The following is a 20206-nucleotide window of genomic DNA, read 5'->3' on the forward strand; positions in this document are numbered from 1 at the left end:
GGCCGTGCACGGCGACCAGTTCGTCGGCGAGCTCGGCGAGCATGCCCACGGGGACCGATCTGCCGCCCAGGTGCGCCCGGGAGCGGCCCTCAGCTGACACGGTCCTGCTGATGAGCAGCGCGCCGTCCGCTCGGCGACATCACGTCCGGCGACAACGGCGGCTGGGCGGCGTCGGTGGGCTGGGACGCCTGCACGGGCCTCGGCACGCCCCGGGGCGAGGCCCTGCTCGCCCACCTGCGGGCGGCGCACGGCTGAGGCGCCCGCCGTGCTGCGGGCCCGCACCGGCGGATGCACGGTGGAATGGGGACGCTGGCGTAGGGACGAGGGGCGTCCCGGCGGGGGCCGATCAGGAGGAGTTCACATGGGAGACCACTCAGGCCGCACCGCGGCACCGCTGGTCGTCCTGCCCGGCGAGGCGGGAACGGAGTCGATGCCGGACGGCGCGTTCGAACTGCTCGCCGACGGCGGCGCGGTCAGCGCCAGCAGGCTCACCCTCGCCACGGGCGCGGACGGGGCGCCGCCGCACCACCACAAGCTCTCCCACGAGACCTTCTACGTACTGGACGGAACGGTGGTCTTCCGCCTCGGCGACTCGCTCACCACCGTGGGCAAGGGCGGCCTCGTCGTCGTTCCGCCCGGGCTGGACCACGCCTTCGGGGCGGTGGAGGGCGAAACGGCCGACATGGTCATCCTGCTGAGCCCCGGCATCGAACGCTTCGCCTACTTCGCGCAGTTGGCCGCCATCAGCCGGGGCGAGGAGGAGTTCGCGTCGCTGCTGCCCGTCCAGGACCGCTTCGACGTGCACCTCGTCGACGTGCCCGACTGGCGAACGGCGCCCTGACACGGGCGGGGCCCCGGCCCGCTGCCGGCCGGGGCATCGACGCAGGCCAGGGCGGTACACGAAAGCCCCCGACCGGCCAGGGCCGATCGGGGGTTTCGAGGTGGAGCGCCAGCCCGGACTTGAACCAGGGACCTCCCACCCGGAAGGTGGGTGTGCTGCTGTTGCACTACTGACGCCTGCAGTCGCCGACGCCGCCGTTCGGGGCGTCGACCACACACCAAGATCATACACGCCGCGGATGATCGGTCCTTCCCGGTACAGCTCCCTCGCTCCCTGGCTCCCTCGCGAGCACACGGTCGAGGGCGCCTGGCGACTGCTGAAGCAACACGACTGGAGCCGGCACCTACAGACCCCCGGCATCGTGGTGGCTGCTGACGTACAGCCGCTCACCGAAACTGGCGTATGCGCCGGCGAGGTCTTGGCCTTCGCGCAAGACGGCTGCCCGTCATGGCTGGAGGCCCGTGCCTGGAGCGATGACGTCGAGGGCAATCTCGACGCCCGGCTCCTCCCCCGATCCACCCGCCACCGCTCCGCGGCCGCCTGGCCGACTTCCAGTGCGCGGCGCGGGCCACTGCTGACCGGCCTCGTCAACCGCCGGGCGACGAGGGCGGCCGGCGTCTTCTCGTCGAAGCGCTCCGTCTGCCGACCCCCTGTCCGGGATCCGCCCAGAGGCCACGTCGCCTGGTAGCTGACGAAGTGTCCGGCCTGGCTCTTTCGGGGGTGCACCAGTGCCTTGGTGCGACGTCAGGAGCCCCCGTGCTCCCACGGTGTTCCCGCTGCGGGAACACCACCCGCCGAGATCGGGTCACCCCGCCAAGTCAACGGCCGTGTACTGCGTGGTGCCCGGAGCCGGACTTGAACCTGACCCGCTAGCCCCTCTGACCTGAGCTGTTGCTTTGCCGCGGCGGAGCCTCGCCCATTCTCACGCTCACTCATCGGCCCGCTTGCGCGGACCTGCGTGTTCCCACGGGAACACGGTGGCGGGAACACGCCCTTGGTCCGGAAACCCGGAAGGTCCATCGCCCGCAACAGCTCGGGATCGTTGGCGAGCCCGGCAGGTCAAAACCTTGCCGACTCGACGAAGTCTTGGCCCGCGTCAGGCCAGCGGCAGCGCAACACGGGCACCTTCACCGCCAGGACGCTTGCGTATCTGAGCGACCGGCGGCTACTTGCGATTGAGGAACTCGGCGAAGCTGTAGTGGGGGAGGTTCTTCGGCAGGGACATCACGCGGTACCCGCGACCTCCGTTGTCGAGCCGTGTGGTGCCGGGCTCCCCGTCGGACACCCAGGTCAGTGTGATGGCGAACCGCACATCCCCCGTGACGTGCCTAACGTTGAATGCGAACTGCTCCGGGTCGCCCGACGAAACCTTGAAGGGGAAGTTCCGGCTCTTTACTGTGCCGCCCTGAGCAGTATGTTCAATCGTCGGCTTCAGGATCGCCGGACTGGTCCTTAGATCTAAGTCGAACGCCCGCGGGTCCAACCCGGAGCCGCACCCGGTCACGTCGACCACCATCCCCCGCTTGGGGAGAGGGCCCTGGGAGAGCACGGATATCTTCGCGCCTGTGACGACGATCGCCTGGTCCGTCTTGGCCTGCAGAGTGGCGGAGACCACTGGCCACGACTCGGTGGTGGTAATCATCGTGCCGCCCTGAAGTTGCTGTGCCGAGCCGCGAGACCGGCTGGCGGCCCTCGCATCGAGATACTCCGTGCCACAGCCGCCCAGACCGGAGGAGTATGCCGTCAGTCCGGGTGGGCCGGAAAGTTCCTCATGCAGCCAGCCCCAACCGCCCTGGACGGCCCAAGCCCCAAGACCGACCACGGCCGCTACGGACGCGCCGACCCACAGTTTCCGGTCGCGCCATGATGCGCCCTCTTGTGGTGCGTCCGCGTTCTCCGGTGGGCGCCGCTTTTGTCCTGACCTCGCGGTCGAAGCACGGCGTATGACTGTCCGGTTTCCTCCACGCCTGACTCGCGGTGCCCCCACCGGCCCTCCCCCGTCGTCCGCGAGGACACCGGTATCGTTCGCGTGCCCCGGCGGCCCTACGGCATCGAACCTCGAACGGTACTCTCTTCGAGGAACCGGAGCGCGGCCAACTCGGTGCGCAACCGCCACCGGACAGTCGTTGCAAGCACTCTGGAAGCCCGGCGGTTATCCGTCGGGCCTTCGCTGCCCCCCTCGTGCCAGCTTGCGGAGCATGGACGCGGGTCGCACTCGTCCCGCCCCTCGCAGGGGCGCGGCAAGCTTGTAGAGCGCATCGATAGTGGCTGAAAGGCTTCACGCTCTCAAGGTGCTGGCCCGCTCATCGGCTTGGGCCACCCGAACGAGGGAGCGTGCGGGCTGTTGTTCAACCCGGGCCGCCTCTCTCTGCGCTACCAGAAGTGAGCCCGGGTTGCGGTGCGTCAGATCGAGTCCGCGACCTTGCACAGTACGGCTGCGCTGGCCGGGACGTCATGGTTCAGCCGGACGGCGCGGTGCGGCAACGCCGCGAGGCGCGAGGCAACTTCGCGACGTGCACTTTCCCGGCCCCCACCGTCGACACCCTGCGCCTGCCCGAAGACGTCCGGGTACCGGTCCTCAGTGGCACCCGACATGAAGTCGGCCTCCCCCAGCGTCCGAGAACCGTAAACGAGGTCCGGCGCGGCCTCGGCATCGACCTGCGGGAAGAGCAGCCCAGCCGCCCGCCCGCCGACGGCCAGAGGCACCTCGAACAGGCTCGGGAACTGGTCCGGGAACACCTGCACCTTTCGCTCCCGCCCCGGCTTCTCCCACAACGGCGTGTGGTCGCCGGCCAGCAGCGAGGCCGTCACGGAGTCGTGCTGCGTCGGGTGGAAACTGCCTCCGGCGTTCAGGTGCTCCCGCGCGGCGACATCCCAGCCGAGCGAGTGCAGGAGCCCGAGCCCGAGAGCCGCTGCCGAGGGCCAGGGGACGACCTCGACGTCCCGCTCGCCGGTCGGCCGGACCAGCACCCGGTCGTTGGCCAGGAGCTGCCAGCCGTGCGAGGCGAGCAGCAGCGCTGTGGTCGTCTTCCCGGCACCCTTCTCGCCGAAGGTGAGCAGGGTCGCCCCGTCGTGCGGCCGGACGACCGCCGAGGAGTGAAGCACTGCCCACCCGTCCCGCAGGAGCTGCCCGCGGATGGCCTCGCGTGCGAGCCGTGCCGCCGCGAGGGCGAGCGCTTGAACGTCGGAGCCCGCGAGGACAACCCGGCCGGTGGCAGGGGTGCTGCGGTACTCGATCTGCTCGCTCTCCGACGCCGCGATGATGTCCTCGCCGTCGCGCGCCACCAGCAGCGGGTGCTTCGCGTAGTCCACCTCCTCCACCGGGCGACCGTCGTTGACGAGCCGCGCGATGTCCTGATCGTCGGCCGGCTTCATGTGCGCGATCACGAGCGGCTCGGCGCACATCGTCGTCGCGTCCACCGACGTGGCGTTCCACCAGGGCCCGAAGTACCTCAACGCCCAGTCGGTGACGTCCTTCCGTTCGCTGAGCACGGTCACTGCCGCGCCCGCGGCTTCAAGTCGGGTGGCGCTGATCATGTTGCGATCCTCTCGGTGAGAGCGGGGAGATGGGTGTAGGCGTCCCGGAGGCTGCTGGCCGCAGAGTCGAGACGCAGGCGTTCGGCTGGTGTAAGTCGGGGCAGGCACGGTACGGCCTGTCCCCCGGTGAAGCGCATCGGAATTCCGAGCCAGACGTCTCCGTAGGGGACGGACAGCTCCTCGATGCCGTCGCTCAGCCCGAGGGCTTTGCGGAGTGTGGAGAGGACCGCTCCCGAGGGCCCGCAGCGGACCCGGCCGATGCCGGAACGGATGAGCGCCGGCCGCTTCCGGAGGTCCTCGGCGAGGGAGCGTACGGAGATGGTGGCCGGAAGACCGGCAACGGTTGTCGTCGAAGCACAGACGACCGCGTGGTCGCCGTGCTCGCCGATGACGTGGCCGTGCACGTTGTCCGGAGCCACTCGGGCGTGGCGGGCCAGGAGGATCCGGTACCGGGTCGAGTCCAGGTTCGATCCGATCCCGAAGACGCGCGCGCAGGCGGACACCTCGCCGAAGCGGCGGGCCATCAGGTCCACGGGGTTCGTCACGATGATGACGGCGCCGCGGTAGCCGTGCATCGCTCTCGCCAGCGCGCCGAGAGCGGGCGCGTTCGCCGCGGCACCGGCCCGCCGGATGTTCTGCTGGGCCGTGTTCGTGAAGTTGCCGCGCAGCGCGATGACGACGGCGTCGCACCCATGGAGGTCATCGACGTCGCCGGCCTCGATGACTGATCGGCATCGGGCGGCGTGTGCCAGGTCCTGGAGGTCGGTGACGAGCCCGCGAGCCTGGTCCGGGTTTCGGGTGGCCACGAGCAGCCGCTCTGGCAGGGCGGAGGCGACGAGAGCCACGGCGAGGGCCTGGCCGACGGCGCCTGCACCGACGATGCCGACCGCGGGGCCGGTCACCGAACGCCCCTGGCTGTGTGCTCGACCTCCGAGAACACGGTGTCCAGCAGGCGGGGGCCGGCCATCGATCCGATGAGGAGGGCGCTCGCCCTGTCCACGATCCGCGCTACCGCGCACGAGTTCCTGATGAGCGACTGCTGGTGCGGCGCCAGCGGCAGGCCCTGCGGCGCGTTCAGGCACGTGGACAGGATGCTCACGGTGTCCATCAGCCAGAGGATCATGAGCTCCCGCAGCCGACCCGCCCGTTCGTGAGACGGAAGCCCCGCCATGTGACGGCCGAGCGTGGACGAGACGCCCTCCACGATCTGCTGGCTCGCATGCGGCTTCGGGTGCCCAATCGCGAGCAGGAGCGCCCGCCCGGTCAGCTTGGCAATGTCTGGCTGCGGCCCGCCCGCCCACTGGAGCGCCGGGTCGATGAACTGGAGGCGGGGCCCGTCGATGAAGACGTGCTCCGGTTTCAGGTCACCGAACACCAAGGTGTCGCGCCGGGTCGAGATCGCGGAACACATCTGGATGAGGCGCCGCACGCTGGTCTGCAAAAGCTCCACGACCTCCAGGCGCTCGTCCTCCAGAAGGTCGCTGTCCCGGCCGAGCGTGCGGAGATAAGTCCCTGCGCTCAGCCCGTTGAACTTCCTGCGGAACACGCCGACCACCGAGCGCTCAGCGATGCTCGCCACCTGCCTGGGCTGCGCAGTGCCGGGCGGGTCGTGCAGAACGCCGAGGGTGAGGAGGGCCGCGTCAAGGAGGGCCGCCGTGTCCCAAGGTCTGGCGGCCAACTCATCGGCCAGCGGTGTGCCCGTCGCGATCCGGGTGAAGAGGACCCCGCGGTGCAGGCCGGCCGTGTCGCACACGCGCGGGTGGACCTGGGTGCGCAGGAACTCAAGGTTCTGCGCCTCCCGCGCCGTGACGGAGGCGCCGCTGTCTGCGTAGGCGCGCTGGGCTGTCTGCACCTCCTGCCAGGAGCCGCCGGCCCCCCTCATGATCGACACCAGGGACATACCCAACCAGCTGTACTTGGCCATCAACCGCTCGTCGCCCAAGCGGATTTGGGACACGTACGACGTGACACTCGGGCTCTGTGGGCCCCGGGTGACCTCCTTGTCCGGCCATAGATCTTGGGCTGCGCGGATGATGATCCGCTCGGTCGCTGTGTGCAGCGCCGTGGCGCTCACCGCGGTGGGCCCGCTCGTGGTGGTGGTCACCGAACTGCCTCCTTGTGGGATCGCGCTCCCGACGTCGTAGATCACGCGTCGGGGAGTCCTGGGCAGGCTGCCGAGGACGACAGCCCGGATGTGAGCCGAGGGTGATCGGCTTAGAGTTCAGGCCTGGCGGTAGCTCGCGACCAGGGCTTCCATGCGGCGAATGCAGGCAAGGCAGCACGTGAAGGGCGCCGTGCCCTGCTCCGTCGTCTGGATCGGACCGATCCAGAGCACGGGTACGTTCGGCGTTTCGCACCGCCAGCACAGCCCGCTGGTCCACTCACGCTCCACGAAGCGGCTACCCGTTGCTGGCGCTGAGGGCCGGCGTCTGGAACAGGGGCCGGTCGAAGCGCACGATCAGGAAGTCGGTCGGATCCTTCTCCGCGATGCGGCCGCACGCGGGGCAGCGAGCGGGTCCGTCGTCGTCCTCGGAATTCACCGGGTCCATGGCTTCGTCGCACGGCAGGCAGTGGGCGATCACGTTCGGCTCCTCGAAGCGGGCATGGGGTAGCGGCGGACAGCCGGGCCCGGCTCGGGGCACGCGTCGCGGTGGAGATGGACGGTGGCCCCTGCACCGCTGGCGGCGTCCACGCTGCGGGGGTCGTCGTCGCCCGGGGCGATGGGCTTTGCGCACGCGTCACAGATCACGGCCGCCGCCCTTCGTTCGACCAGCACTCCGGGTGGGCACGCGGGAAGACGCGGGTGCCATCAGCATCTCGGCGCTGGCCCAGATCCCTCACATGGTCGCCACGCACCGGCTGCCCGCAGAGGACGCAGTCCGCACCGCGCATCTGGCGATCCGTCATCGCGCTGATCTCCAGCTGATCTGAAGTCATGGCGGCAGCGTGTCCGAGGCCGCCGCGCTGCCGCATTGGCCGTGTCGTGATGACCAGAGGGCTAATTCATCACCGCGCGACGAATCACTGAGCCCTCGTCATCGCTTCCTCGTGAAAGCGGCCGCCGGGGGCCGGACTGTGCGCCTACCGTGGTCGCAGAACGGAGGAGACATGGCTCACGCTCACGAGGCCCGCGCCGCCGCTCGAACTCTCATCGCGGCCGCCGGCCGGGACCGGTGGAGCGACTGGCAGCTGGTCTCAACGATCGCCACCGAGGTCGGGTGCGGCCTCCTCCAGGCGCAGCGCCTCGCGCGCGACTGGAAGCTCGCCGACGCCTGCGACGCCCTCGCGCGGCTGGACGCCCGCACGACCGTCCAACAGCTCAGTCTCTGGGAGACCGGGAAGGGCCGGCCCAGCCCGGAGAAGCTCGACGCGCTGTGTCGGCTGTACGAGACACGCCCTGACCGCCTCGGCTTCGGCCGTGACTACACGCCGACCGAGGAGGACGAGACCGTCCGCGTGACGCCGTCGCCGACGACCCCGAGCGCAGACCCTGCCGAGGCCGACATCGCGGCCTCCGGCACGCCGACGCTCGCAGCCGTCCGCGAGAGCATGACCGCGCTGTTCGCTGCGCCTCTCGCGGAGACGACACTCGACCAGTGGGAGCGGCAGGCCGCCGAGTACGGGCTCGCCTACCAGATCCGTCCCCCCGCCGAACTGCTCGCCGAGAGCGTGCACGACTGCTTGCAGGTCCGCGCGGTGCTGACGCAGCGACTCCCGGCGGACACACGAGTGCGGTTGTGCCGCATCGCGGCGCAGCTGGCGGGGACTGCGGGGATCGCTCTCGTCGCGTTGGGAGAGCACCGCGAGGCCCGCAAGTGGTACCACCTCGGCCAGCTCGCTGCGGAGGAGACCGTAGACCGGACGCTGCGCGCGTGGCTCCTCGCCCGCGAGGCGGTGATCCCGTTCTACTTCGGGGCGCCCGCGGCCGCGCTCTCGCTCGCCGAGCGGGCCCGCCTCCTCGCCGGCAACACCGCCTGCGCGACGGCCGCCTGGGCCCCGAGCCTGGAAGCGCGTGCGCTCGCGCTCATGGGCCGGGAGCGGGACGCCCGCACCGCCATGGCGCTGGCCGAGACCGCGTTCGGGCGCCTCAGCGCGGCGGAGACCTCCGACACCGCCTACGGCTACACGGCGCGGCAGCTGGCCTGGCACATGGGCAGCATGTGGACGACGCTCGGCGACACCCGCTCCGCCCAACGCTCGCTGCAGTCCGCGCGCGAGCAGTACGCACAGACCGAACACCTCGACCGGGCCCTCATCGACATCGACGGCGTGTCTCATGCACGTCGGCGAGGTCAGCATCGCCTGCCGCGAGACCGAGATCCTGCTGACCGGGCTCCCGGCCGAGCACCGGACCGGGATCGTGATCTCCCGCGTGAAGACCCTCCTCGCGAGCGTCCCCACGCGCACCCAGGCGAGCTCGGCCGTGCGCGACCTGACCGAGCTGGTGCACGCCGCGGCCCGCCCCGAGCTGCCCGCGCGGTAGACCTCGCGGTCAGCGGCGCGCGAGGAGTTGCAGCAGACCCGTGACCGCCACGCCCGCGACGATCTCGCCCCGGTCGATCATGCCCTGCACCCCACTCAGCGGCAGCCACTCGATCCGGTCGGCCTCGTGCGTGTCGACCGGGTCCGCGACGCGCACGCCGTCCCGGGCGAGGAAGACGTGGTGCTCGGCGTTGCTCATGCCGCCGACGGGCTGGTTGTAGGCGAGGGGCTCCAGGGCGTCCGGTGCCACCTTGTAGCCAGTCTCCTCCAGGACCTCGCGCGCAGCCGCCGCAGTGAGGGACTCGCCGTCCTCGACGATGCCGGCCGGGATCTCCCAGTTCCACGTGTCGGTGGCGAAGCGATGCCGCCACATCAGCAGCACGCGGGCCTGGTCGTCGAGCAGGACCACTGAGGCGACCGGCGCCCACTTGATCAGATGGTGCTCGTACCGCTCCCGGCCGGGGGGCTCGACGTCGACCAGATCGACCTCCACCCAGGGGCTCGTATAGATCGTCCGGCTGCCGTGCACGGTCCACTCGCTCACGCGGCGCTCCAAGGGGTCGCTCGACATCCTGCGCCAGATTCTCACGCTTAGGCTGTCTTGCAGAACGAGGGCAAGAGTTTCGGGGTCGGTAAGGCGCGTTGCCGTCCAAGGCTGGGGGGCGATCTTCCAGTTCTTCACGCCCCTGGTCCCCGTCGGCGTCCGACGGAGGGGACTCTCCCAGTCTGCGGGTACCGTCTTGGCGGACCAACCGGGCTGCCCCTCGATCCACAGTTGGATCGCCAAGCCGTGCGTTGAGAGCACAGCGGACTGGAGCAGAAGGCTGAGGGCGTTTTTGGCCTGATGCGAACGCACGGTCTTGTGCGGCCTCGTTCTTTCGAGGTGCACCGGTGCCATGGGGCGGCGTCAGGAGCCCCGTGCTCCCACGGTGCTCCGAACGCGGGAACACCACCCGCCGAGATCGTGCCGCTCCATCAGGGCGACGGCCGTGTACTGCGTGGTGCCCGGAGCCGGACTTGAACCGGCACGCCCACTCAAGGGCAGCGAGGTTTAAGCTCGCCGTGTCTGCATTCCACCATCCGGGCATGGCGCGCGGCTCCGTGTTGGCTCACGAGCCTATCGGGATGCGGCAGTTCAACAACGACGCGCGATCCCGATCTTGTCTTATTTTATTGGCGTCTGAGGGTGCGTCAGCACCGGGGCGAGGCCGTAGGCACATGCCGGAGGCGCACGGGCGCCGCGGCGCCGCGACTCGCGCCCGGCGCCGGAATGACGAAAAGTCGCCGCCCGGTCACTCTGCGGAAAGGCCACCGCTCCTCACGCGTTTCCGCCGGTCGTGCGCGGCGCCTCGTTGACGCAGCGCAGCACCGGCCGGGAGGCGAGGGCATCGGGGTCGGGGAGCCGCGCCCCGGTCACGTGGAACAGGGCGCTCTCCCCCGGCGCGAGAGTGACCAGCATGTCGTCCACCTCGGCCGCCGGGTCGAGCCGGTCGGGGAAGAGGGCGAGGTCGCGCACGAACGTCTGCGCCGTCACCCTCACCGTGTAGCGGCCGGGGCCGTCGTCCTCGACCTCCGCGCTCCAGCGGGCGGCCGGCAGGTCCGCCGCGGTGTCCGGCACGTAGAGCTCGACGGTGCGCGCACCGTCGAGCTGAGCCGTCAGGAACGCGCCGTGCGGGTCCGCCGGTGCGGCGAGCGCGGGCGGCAGATCGAGGTGCAGGACGGAACGCGCCGCCACGCGCACCCCGTGTTCTTCTTTGGCCAGAACCGCACCGTCGAAGGAGCGGACCGTCAGCGCGAGCGTCCCGCTCCACTCGCGTGACGTGTCGTTGACGGCGTGCACGGCCGCGTCGCGTACGACGAGGAGCCGGTCCGCGTAGGCGGCGCGCAGCGCGTACCAGAGGGGTTTGCGGCGGCCCGCGCCGTCGACCGCGGCCCAGGAGACGACCGGCCAGCAGTCGTTGAGCTGCCACACGATCGCGCCCATGCAGTACGGCGCGTGCGAGCGAAGGTGCCGGACGCCGAAGGAGACGGCGCGCGCCTGGTTCAGCTGCGTCAGCCAGTGCCAGGCGTCGAAGTCCCCGGCGGGCGGCTGCGGCAGGTGCTCGCCCAGGCCGCGAAGCAGCTTCGCCTGCCCGTCCTGGGCCTTCTGATGGCGGGCCAGGAGGGCCGAGTCGGGGTGGAGTTCCGCCTCCCCGAGGGCCGCGCGCAGCGTGGCGTAGGCCGCCGGGCCCTGGAAGCCGAACTCGGCGACGAAGCGCGGCACCCGGTCCGCGTACGCGTCGTAGTCCACGCGGTTCCACACGTCCCACAGGTGCACGGTGCCGTGCTCGGGGTCCTGCGGGGGCGCGTCGGGTGACCCCGAGTACGGGGTGCCGGGCCAGTACGGCCGTGTCGGGTCGAGTTCGGCGAGGATCGACGGCAGCAGTTCGTGGTAGTAGCCGGCGCCCCAGGTGCGGTCGGGGGCCAGTTCGTCGCGCCAGCCCCAGTCGGCGTGGCCTTCGAGGTTCTCGTTGTTGCCGCACCACAAGGCGAGCGAGGGGTGCGGGGCGAGCCGTGCCACGTTCTCCCGGGCCTCGGCCTCGACCTCGGCGGCCAGCGGCTGCTCCTCGGGGTAGGCCGCGCACGCGAAGAGGAAGTCCTGCCAGACCAGCAGGCCCTTCTCGTCGGCCAGTTCGTAGAAGTCGTCGCTCTCGTAGAGCCCGCCGCCCCACACCCGAACGAGGTTCGCTCCGGCGGCGACGGCCTGGTCGAGCCGCTCCTCGACGCGGGCGCGGGTCAGGCGGGAGGGGAAGCAGTCGTCGGGTATCCAGTTGACGCCGCGCACGAAGACGGGCTCGTCGTTGACGGAGATCCGGAACGCGTCGGGGTCGAGGGCCACGGACCGGAAGCCGGTGCGCCCGCGCCAGACGTCGTCGGGGGGCAGCTCGCCGTCCGCGCCCTCGGGGCCCTCCCCGGCGGCGTCGTCCCGGCCGTCCGCCGCACCGCCGGCGCCGTCCGCCTCCCCGTCGGCGCCGTCCGCCTCCCCGTCGGCGCCGCCCGCGCCCGTCGCGTCCGTGCCGCACCGCAGGGCCACGGTCACGTCGTAAAGCGGCTGTTCGCCGTACCCGCGCGGCCACCACAGTTCGGCCTCGGGCACCGGCAGGTCGACCTCGCCGGCGGAGTCCCCCGGCGGCACCAGCAGTGTGGCGCGCGCGCCCGCCACCTCCACCACCAGCTCCAGCGTCCCGTCCGTGCCCGGCGCCCGCTCCAGCTCCACGGCGGCGTGCAGCAGCGGCACCCCGTCGCTCGCGACGTCCGGCGCGAGCAGGACGCGTGCGATCCGCGCCGAGCGCCAGGTCTCCAGCGCGACGGGCCGCCAGATGCCGGAGGTCACCAGCGTCGGCCCCCAGTCCCAGCCGAAGTTGCAGGCCGCCTTGCGGATGTACTGGTACGGCTCGTCGTAGGCGCCCGGCAGCGCGCCGATCCGCTCGCGCTGCTCCAGCGCGTAGGTGTACGGCGAGGTGAAGTGGACGGTCAGGGTGTTGCCGTGCTCGCGCAGCAGTCCCTCGACGGGGAAGCGGTAGGAGCGGTGCTGATTGGCCGTCCGGCCGAGTTCGGTGCCGTTGAGGACCACGGTGGCCACGGTGTCGAGCCCCTGGAAGACGAGGTCGGCGCGGGCACCCGCGCCCTCCGGCGCGTTCGCGTCCGCGCCATCCGGCGACGTCCCGTCGGGGCCCGCCTCCGCGCTGCCCGGGGCCCGGTCGAAGGTCGTCGTGTACGTCCAGTCCCGGCGGCCGATCCAGCCGAGCGACTCCTCGTTGGCGCCCTCGTACGGCTCGGGGACGAGGCCGGCCGCGAGCAGGTCGGTGTGCACGCACCCGGGCACGGCCGCCGCGACGGGCAGGGCGGCGTCGAGGTCCGTCCCGGGCCCCGTGGTCAGGGTCCAGCCGGTGAGGAGGGGGATGGCGGTCCTGGGCACAGGGGTCCTTCCGGATTCGGGCGCTGTGACGGAACGGTGCAGGAGATGCACACAGCGTATGGAGAAGGGCGCCGCTGCGGAAGATCGCGTCGGGGTTCGCCGTCATCCCGCAGGCGGACACGCTCCCCCGGTGTCCGACCCGAGTCGCCCCCGGGAACGGACACGGAGGCGGACGCTCCCGGAGCGCACGGCCGCGACGATGGTGTCCGACCCCAGCACCCCACCCTTTTCCGGGAGCCCTCATGACCATGTCCCCGCCGATCGGACTGAAGGACGTCGCGGCGGCCCGCGCCGTCGACGTCTCGAAGGTCTACGGGGAGGGCGACACCCGCGTCGTCGCCCTCGACCGGGTCACGGTCGACTTCCGGCAGTCCGAGTTCACCGCGATCATGGGACCTTCGGGGTCGGGGAAGTCCACGCTGATGCACTGCGTCGCGGGCCTCGACACGTTCACCGGCGGCTCGGTGCGCATCGGCGACGTGGAGCTGAGCAGCCTGAAGGACAAGCAGCTCACGCAGTTGCGCCGGGACCGTATCGGCTTCATCTTCCAGGCGTTCAACCTGCTGCCGACGCTCAACGCCCTCGAGAACATCACGCTCCCCATGGACATCGCGGGCCGCAGGCCCGACCGTGAGTGGCTGGAGCGCGTCATCACGATGACGGGCCTGGCCGACCGGCTCCGGCACCGCCCGGCGCAGCTCTCCGGCGGACAGCAGCAGCGGGTGGCCGTGGCGCGGGCGCTGGCGTCCCGGCCGGACATCGTCTTCGGCGACGAGCCGACGGGCAACCTGGACTCCCGCGCCGGCGCGGAGGTCCTCGGCTTCCTGCGCGACTCGGTGCGGCGCCTCGGCCAGACCGTCGTCATGGTCACGCACGACCCGGTCGCCGCGTCCTACGCGGACCGGGTCGTCTTCCTCGCGGACGGCCGCGTCGTGGACGAGATGCACGAGCCGAGCGCGGACGGCGTGCTGGACCGCATGAAGGCGTTCGACGGCCGGGGCCGCGTCGCGTAGGGCGGCGACCGCGGCGCCGCCGCTCACCCGCCCCGCGGCAGGGCGGCGCGGCGACGCATCCCGGCGACCCGCCCCGCGCCGCGCCCGGCCCGGCACCCCCGAACCGCCCACCTCCCCCTGGACGCCTCCATGTTCAAGACCTCCCTGCGCAACGTCCTCGCCCACAAGGCGAGACTGCTGATGACCGTCCTCGCGGTCATGCTCGGCGTCGCGTTCGTCTCCGGCACCCTCGTCTTCACCGACACCCTCGGCCGCGCCTTCGCCCACGAGACCTCGAAGGACTACGCGGACGTCTCCGTCTCGGTCTCCGCCGAGTCCGCGCACCGGCTCACCCCGCACGACCTCGACCGGATGGGCCGGGTCCCGGGCGTCTCGGGCGTCACGGGCCGGGTCGGCGGCTTCGCCGGGGTCGCCGACCGCGGCGGCAAGCTCATCGGCGGCGACTGGAGCGCCCGGGGCGGCAACTTCGCGCCCGGCGCCGACGGCTCGGACCCCGCGTACGGCTTCACCAAGGGCCGCGGCCCGCGCGACGGGCACGAGATCGCCCTGGACACCAGGACGGCCGCGACCGGCCGCTACCGCGTCGGCGACCGGGTCCGCGTCGCCACGGACGGCCCGGTCCGCACCTACACGCTCAGCGGCGTCTTCACCACGCACGACGGCGCGGTGGAGGCGGGCGGCAGCCTCACCCTGTTCGACGGGGCCGAGGCGCAGCGCCTGTACGTCCCGGCCGCCGCCCGCTCCGGCGCGCACGGCGCCGGCACCACCGACCGGTACGAGGAGGCGCTGGTGCGGGCCCGCCCCGGCGCCTCCGACGGCGCGGTGCTGGCCGGGATCAAGCCCCTTCTGCCGAAGGGCGCGAGCGCCGAGACGGGCGCCCGGCTGGCCGACGAGGAGGCGAGGGCCTCGGCCCAGAGCCTGTCCTCGCTCAACGAGATGCTGCTGTCCTTCGCCGGCATCGCCCTGTTCGTCGGGATCTTCCTGATCTCCAACACGTTCACCATGCTCGTCGCCCAGCGCACCAGGGAACTCGCGCTGCTGCGCGCCGTCGGCGCCTCCCGGCGGCAGGTGCGCCGGTCCGTGATCGCCGAGGCGGCGATCGTGGGCGCCGTCTCCTCCGTCGTCGGGTTCCTGCTCGGCCTCGCCCTGGCGGTCGGCCTGCACACGGTGATGGGCTCGTTCGGCGCGCGGATCCCGGCCGGTCCGCTGGTCGTCGGTCCCGACTCGGTGGGCGCCGCGTTCGGCGTCGGCGTGCTCGTCACGCTGCTCGCCGCCTGGCTGCCCTCGCGCCGCGCGGCGAAGATCCCGCCGGTCGCCGCGATGGGCAGCGCCCACGTGCCCGCGACGACCCGGTCCCTGGTGCTGCGCAACAGCGTCGGCGCCGTCCTGAGCGCGCTGGGGGCGGTCGGCATCGCGGGCGGCGCGTCCGTCGGCAAGGACGACGGGCGGATGCTGATCGCGGGCGGCGCGTTCGTGCTGCTGCTCGGCGTCATGGTGCTGATCCCGCTGCTGTCGCGGCCCGCGGTGGCGCTCGTACGGCCGCTGCTGCGCGGCCTGTTCGGCACGCCCGGCACGCTGGCGAGCCGCAACGCCGTCCGCAACCCGCGCCGCACCGGCGCGACCGCCTCGGCCCTCGCGATCGGCCTGACGCTGGTCACCGGGCTCACGGTCGTCGGGGTGACGCTGGCGGCGGCGGTCGACCGGATGACGACGGACAACGTGCGGGCCGACTACATGGTCGCGATGGCGTCGGGCGGCAGCCTCGGCACGTCCGTCGCCCAGCGGCTCGCGCACGCCCCCGGCGTCACGGCGTCCTCCCCGCAGCAGGCGGTCGACCTGCGGGTGCACGGCGAGTACCACGCCGCCTCCGCCGTCACGCCGGGAGACGTGCAGCACGTCCTGACCATGGACGTCGTCGACGGCTCCCTCGCGACCCTCGCGGACGGCGGTGTGGCCGTCGCCGAGAAGACCGCGCGGTCCAACGGCTGGCACGTCGGCCAGAGCCTGCCCGTGACCTACGACGACGGGAAGAAGGGCACGCTGCGCGTCGGCGCCACCTTCAAGGACAACGAGCTCCTGTCGCCGCTGGTCGTGTCCACCGCGGTCGTCGCCGGGCACGAGCCGGAGCCGTTCGTGCCCGGCGTGTGGGTGAAGACGGCGGGCGGCGCGAGCGCCGCGCACGAGAAGGCGCTGGAGCACGCGCTCGGCGGCAGCCCCGCCTTCAGGATCCAGGACCGGCAGGACATCAGGAACAGCTACGGCGGCTCGGTCAACACCGCCCTGGGCATCCTGTACGGGCTGCTGGCGATGGCGCTGATCATCGCGGTGCTCGGAGTCGTCAACACGCTCGCGATGTCGGTCTTCGAGCGGCAGAAGGAGATCGGCATGCTCCGCGCGATCGGCCTGAACCGGGCCGGGGTCAAGCGGATGGTCCGGGTCGAGGCCGTCGTGATCTCGCTGTTCGGCGCGGTCCTCGGCATCGTGCTGGGCGTCTTCCTCGCCTGGGCGATCGGCCAGACGTTCAAGGACTCGCTGCCGGGCTACACCCTGGTCATGCCGTGGGAGCGGATCCTCGTCTTCCTGCTGCTGTCCGGCGTGGTGGGCGTGCTGGCCTCGCTGTGGCCGGCGCGCAGCGCGGCCCGGCTGGACGTGCTCACCGCCGTCAAGACGGAGTAGCGGCGCACGCGACGAAGGCGCGGGCCCCGGAGGGACGTTCCTCCGGGGCCCGCGCCCTTCGCCGTCGTTCGCCGCCGCGGGAGAGCCACCCCCCGTCGTGCCGGGGCACGGGTGCTCCCGCCCCGGGCGGGGGTGCGTCAGTGCCGGTTCAGCGCCAGTTCAGCGACCGGAGCGGGGTGCCCGGCGCGCCGCTCTCGGGTGTCTTCACGGCGAGGATCTGGTTCACGCCGATCTTGTTGTGCTCGAAGGACAGCGCGGACGCGGCCATGTACAGGCGCCACACCCGGGCCCGCCCCGGCGAGGTCGCCCGGACGGCGTCGCGCCAGTGCGCCTCCAGGTTCGCCACCCAGCGGCGCAGGGTCAGCGCGTAGTGCTCGCGGATCGACTGCACGTCCCGCGCCTCGAAGCCGGCCTCCTCCAGCGTGGCGAGGGTCCGTCCGAGCGGTGCGAGCTCGCCGTCGGGGAAGACGTACCGGTCGATGAAGGCGTCGATCTCGTAGGCCTCGTCGTGGTCGAGGGGCCGGCGGGCGATCTGGTGGTTCAGCAGCCGGCCGCCGGGCTTGAGGAGCGCGTACAGGTCGTCCGCGTACTCCCGGTAGCGCACGGACCCGACGTGCTCGGCCATGCCGATCGACGAGATGGCGTCGTAGGGCCCGTCCTTGACGTCCCGGTAGTCCTGGACCCGGATGTCGACGCGCTCCCCGAGGCCCGCCTCGGCGACCCGCTTGCGCGCGTAGGCGGCCTGCTCGCGGGAGAGCGTCACGCCGGTGACACTCACCCCGTACTCGCGGGCCGCGTGCAGCGCCATGCTGCCCCAGCCGCAGCCGACGTCGAGCAGCCGCTCGCCCTCCTTGAGGTCGAGCTTGCGGCACACGAGGTCGAGCTTGTCGCGCTGCGCGTCCTCCAGCGTGAAGCCGGGCCCGTCGTCCCAGTACGCGCACGAGTAGACCATCGAGGGTCCGAGCACCATCTCGTAGAAGTCGTTGCCGACGTCGTAGTGGTGGCTGATGGCCTGCTTGTCGCGGCGCTTCGTGTGTATCGTGCCCGACCGGCCCCGGATCTCCTCCGGCGGCGGCGGGGGCGGCGGCAGCGGGCCGGCGAGCTGGAGGAACTGCCGGGCCGCGGACCGCAGCTTCGGGTCGAGCACGGACAGACCGCCCGACCGCGCGTCCGTGCGCTCCCACAGGAACGAGGCGAGCCGGTCGAGCACCTCGAACAGGTCGCCCTCGACGTCGATCTCCCCGGCCACCCAGGCGCGTGCGAGGCCCACCTCGCCCGGCTTCCACATGATGCGGCGCAGGGCCCGGCGGCTGCGGACCACGACGGTCGGGCCGTCGGCGGGACCCGCCGTGCTCCCGTCCCAAGCCCGGATGCGCACCGGGGGCGGCGCCCCGATCAGCTCCTGGGTCAGAGCGGACAGCCGCGACGCGGCGTCGGCCATGGCGCACACCTCCGTGTTCAGATCTGGGTCTTCCGACACCACGTAAACACCGCGGGAGTCCCGTTGCGATCCCATTGGAGCGTAACGGGACGGCAAAATACCTGCCCCTACCACGCACCTTGGCGCGGGGCGCCGCCCGGGCGGGCGCCGCACCGTCCGCAGGGGATCTACCCGGCCGCGGCCGGACGCGGACATGAGAAGGCCGCCCGCACCACGGATGGCGGGCGGCCTTCTCGGTCTGGGGTTGTTCCGGCGCGTCCTCGGGCCGGTCGTGCGGGGGACCTGCGCCCGGTGCGCCGCGGGTGCGGGCGCCGGGCTGCGGGGTCAGCTGGCCTTGGCCTTCTCCGGCTCCGCGGGAGCCGCGGCGGCGGGCTTCGGGGCCGGCTTGGCGGCCTCGTAGAACTCCTCGCGCGGCGTCTCCATGGCGCCCAGCGACACGACCTCGCGCTTGAGGAACATGCCGAGGGTCCAGTCGGCGACGACCCGGATCTTGCGGTTGAACGTCGGCATCGCCATGCCGTGGTAGCCACGGTGCATGTACCAGGCGAGCCGGCCGCGCAGCTTGATCTTGGTCTTGCCGAGGACGATCATCGCGACGCCCTTGTGCAGGCCGAGGCCGGCCACCGCGCCCTTGTTGGCGTGGCTGTACTCGCGCTGCGGGAAGCCCCGCATGCCCGAGATCACGTTGTCGCCGAGGACCTTCGCCTGACGCAGCGCGTGCTGGGCGTTCGGCGGGCACCAGGCGTTCTCGTTGCCGGCGCGGCGGCCGACCATGTCCGGCACCTGGGCGTTGTCGCCCGCGGCCCAGATGTAGTCGGTGCCCTGCACCTGCAGCGTGGCGGCGGTGTCGACGTGACCGCGCGGGCCGAGCGGCAGGCCGTAACGGCCCAGCGCCGGGTTGGGCTTGACGCCCGCGGTCCACACGATGGTGTTCGCGTCGACCTCGAGGCCGTTGTTGAGCACGACGTGGCCGTCGACGCAGGAGTCCATGCCGGTCTTGAGGTAGATCTCGACGCCGCGGCCCTCGAGGTGCTCCTTGCCCCAGGTGCCCAGCTTCGGGCCCACCTCGGGAAGGATCTTGTCGGCCACGTCGACGAGGATGAACCGCATGTCCTCGCGCTTGACGTTGGTGTAGTACTTGGCCGCGTCGCGCGCCATGTCCTCCACCTCGCCGACGGTCTCGGCACCGGCGAAGCCGCCGCCGACGAAGACGAAGGTGAGCGCCTTGCGGCGGATCTCCTCGTCCGTCGTGGAGTCGGCCTTGTCGAGCTGCTCCAGCACGTGGTTGCGCAGGCCGATGGCCTCCTCGACGCCCTTCATGCCGATGCCCTGCTCGGCGAGGCCGGGGATCGGGAAGGTGCGGGAGACGGCGCCGAGCGCGATCACCAGGTAGTCGAAGGGCAGCTCGTACGCCTCGCCGACGAGCGGCGCGACGGTGGCGACCTTGCGGTCCTGGTCGATGGTGGTCACGCGGCCTGTCAGCACCTCGGCCTTGGGCAGCACGCGTCGCAGCGGGACGACGACGTGCCGAGGCGAGATGTTCCCGGCCGCAGCTTCGGGGAGGAAGGGCTGGTACGTCATGTACGAGCGCGGGTCCACGACCGTGACGGTCGCTTCGCCGTAGCGCATCTTCTTCAGAATGCGACGAGCTGCGTACAAGCCAACGTACCCACCGCCTACAACGAGGATCCTGGGACGCTCCGTGGTGCTCATGCCATCGAGTATCCACCCGGTCCCGGGGGGGTATTCGTGAGCCCCTTCACAAGAAGGTCGACAGGGTGTGTTACCCTGCACGCCCTTTTACTCCGATCACACATCGCACCCCATGCCTACCGGACGGTACGCCCCCCGGTCGCACCGGCGCTGAGCTGCCCCTCCGCGGCTCTCCCCCCGGGGCGGGGCGCATGCGGCCGCCGGACCCAACCCCCTTGCCCCGCCGCTCGTTCGTGAGGACGGCCGCTCCGCGGTGAGGGTTTCCACCCCTCTGGCGGGCAGCCCGGCCCCGCAAGGGCAATTTTCCTTGTGAAGAACTTCACGAAGTTTTTGGGCGGGCGCGCAAGACCGCTTCCGGCCAGGCCCGGAACGGGTCGCGCGAGTGCCTCGCGGGGCCTTGCGGCGGCGACCCCGAAGAGCCGTCCCGGCGGGTCCGGCTCGCCTTCCGCCGACGCCCCGGCGGCTTGCCGCGAGGGCCCGGCCGCGGTGTCCCGGCGGCAGATCCCGCGAGGCGCTCGCGGGACCGGCCGCGGCGCCGTGCGCGG

The 20206-nt window shown here is 71.9% G+C and carries 14 protein-coding genes and 2 tRNA genes; 4 read left to right on the forward strand and 12 right to left on the reverse strand.

Annotation, left to right across the window (positions count from 1 at the left end):
• The first annotated feature begins 361 nt into the window (after positions 1–361).
• On the forward strand, positions 362–841 hold the full coding sequence (locus L1885_RS08250; protein WP_235796355.1) for a cupin domain-containing protein: 480 nt from the start codon (positions 362–364) through the stop codon (positions 839–841).
• A gap of 101 nt (positions 842–942) precedes the next feature.
• Here L1885_RS08250 and L1885_RS08255 read toward each other — a convergent pair.
• The 7 genes from L1885_RS08255 to L1885_RS08285 form a co-directional block, all read right to left on the reverse strand.
• Positions 943–1017 (reverse strand) — tRNA-Gly (locus tag L1885_RS08255).
• 989 nt (positions 1018–2006) lie between these two features.
• Positions 2007–2483, reverse strand: coding sequence for a hypothetical protein (locus L1885_RS08260; RefSeq protein WP_235796356.1), 477 nt, complete (start codon positions 2481–2483; stop codon positions 2007–2009).
• A 761-nt stretch (positions 2484–3244) separates the two neighbouring features.
• Entirely contained in the window at positions 3245–4378 is a 1134-nt protein-coding gene (locus L1885_RS08265) for a phosphoenolpyruvate carboxykinase (ATP) (protein ID WP_235796357.1), read from the reverse strand.
• Positions 4375–5280: a lactate/malate family dehydrogenase gene (locus tag L1885_RS08270; RefSeq protein ID WP_235796358.1), complete on the reverse strand. Its 906-nt coding sequence runs from the start codon at positions 5278–5280 to the stop codon at positions 4375–4377. The genes L1885_RS08265 and L1885_RS08270 overlap by 4 nt, the downstream gene beginning before the upstream one ends.
• A complete protein-coding gene (locus L1885_RS29130; RefSeq protein WP_235796359.1) occupies positions 5277–6482 on the reverse strand; it encodes a hypothetical protein in 1206 nt (401 codons plus the stop codon). Before L1885_RS29130 ends, L1885_RS08270 begins: the two co-directional genes overlap by 4 nt.
• A 295-nt stretch (positions 6483–6777) precedes the next feature.
• The gene (locus L1885_RS08280) at positions 6778–6960 is read right to left on the reverse strand and encodes a hypothetical protein (RefSeq protein ID WP_235796360.1); all 183 of its coding nucleotides are present in this window, start codon (positions 6958–6960) and stop codon (positions 6778–6780) included.
• A 163-nt stretch (positions 6961–7123) separates the two neighbouring features.
• A complete protein-coding gene (locus L1885_RS08285) occupies positions 7124–7315 on the reverse strand; it encodes a hypothetical protein (RefSeq protein WP_235796361.1) in 192 nt (63 codons plus the stop codon).
• A gap of 171 nt (positions 7316–7486) precedes the next feature.
• Here L1885_RS08285 and L1885_RS08290 point away from each other — a divergent pair, with 171 nt between their 5' ends.
• On the forward strand, positions 7487–8905 hold the full coding sequence (locus tag L1885_RS08290) for a helix-turn-helix domain-containing protein (protein ID WP_235796362.1): 1419 nt from the start codon (positions 7487–7489) through the stop codon (positions 8903–8905).
• Here the strand turns inward: L1885_RS08290 and L1885_RS08295 are convergent.
• The 3 genes from L1885_RS08295 to L1885_RS08305 form a co-directional block, all read right to left on the reverse strand.
• Entirely contained in the window at positions 8871–9404 is a 534-nt protein-coding gene (locus L1885_RS08295) for an NUDIX hydrolase (protein ID WP_235796363.1), read from the reverse strand. The genes L1885_RS08290 and L1885_RS08295 overlap by 35 nt on opposite strands.
• Positions 9405–9859: 455 nt before the next feature.
• A tRNA-Leu gene (locus tag L1885_RS08300) sits at positions 9860–9946 on the reverse strand.
• Between the two features lie 232 nt (positions 9947–10178).
• Positions 10179–12818 carry a glycoside hydrolase family 2 protein gene (locus L1885_RS08305; protein WP_235796364.1) on the reverse strand — a complete coding sequence of 880 codons (2640 nt, stop codon included), beginning with the start codon at positions 12816–12818 and terminating at the stop codon, positions 10179–10181.
• Positions 12819–13060: 242 nt separating this feature from the next.
• Here L1885_RS08305 and L1885_RS08310 point away from each other — a divergent pair, with 242 nt between their 5' ends.
• Complete coding sequence (locus L1885_RS08310; RefSeq protein ID WP_235796365.1) at positions 13061–13831, forward strand: ABC transporter ATP-binding protein; 771 nt, start codon at positions 13061–13063, stop codon at positions 13829–13831.
• A gap of 129 nt (positions 13832–13960) precedes the next feature.
• The gene (locus L1885_RS08315) at positions 13961–16507 is read left to right on the forward strand and encodes an ABC transporter permease (RefSeq protein WP_235796366.1); all 2547 of its coding nucleotides are present in this window, start codon (positions 13961–13963) and stop codon (positions 16505–16507) included.
• Positions 16508–16655: 148 nt separating this feature from the next.
• Here L1885_RS08315 and L1885_RS08320 read toward each other — a convergent pair whose 3' ends face one another.
• Together L1885_RS08320 and L1885_RS08325 are read right to left on the reverse strand one after the other, a co-directional pair.
• Complete coding sequence (locus tag L1885_RS08320) at positions 16656–17948, reverse strand: class I SAM-dependent methyltransferase (protein ID WP_235796367.1); 1293 nt, start codon at positions 17946–17948, stop codon at positions 16656–16658.
• Positions 17949–18272: 324 nt separating this feature from the next.
• A complete protein-coding gene (locus L1885_RS08325) occupies positions 18273–19661 on the reverse strand; it encodes an NAD(P)/FAD-dependent oxidoreductase (RefSeq protein WP_235796368.1) in 1389 nt (462 codons plus the stop codon).
• Positions 19662–20206: the final 545 nt, after the last annotated feature.

This window comes from Streptomyces fuscigenes, assembly GCF_021556455.1.
Classification (GTDB): domain Bacteria; phylum Actinomycetota; class Actinomycetes; order Streptomycetales; family Streptomycetaceae; genus Streptomyces; species Streptomyces fuscigenes.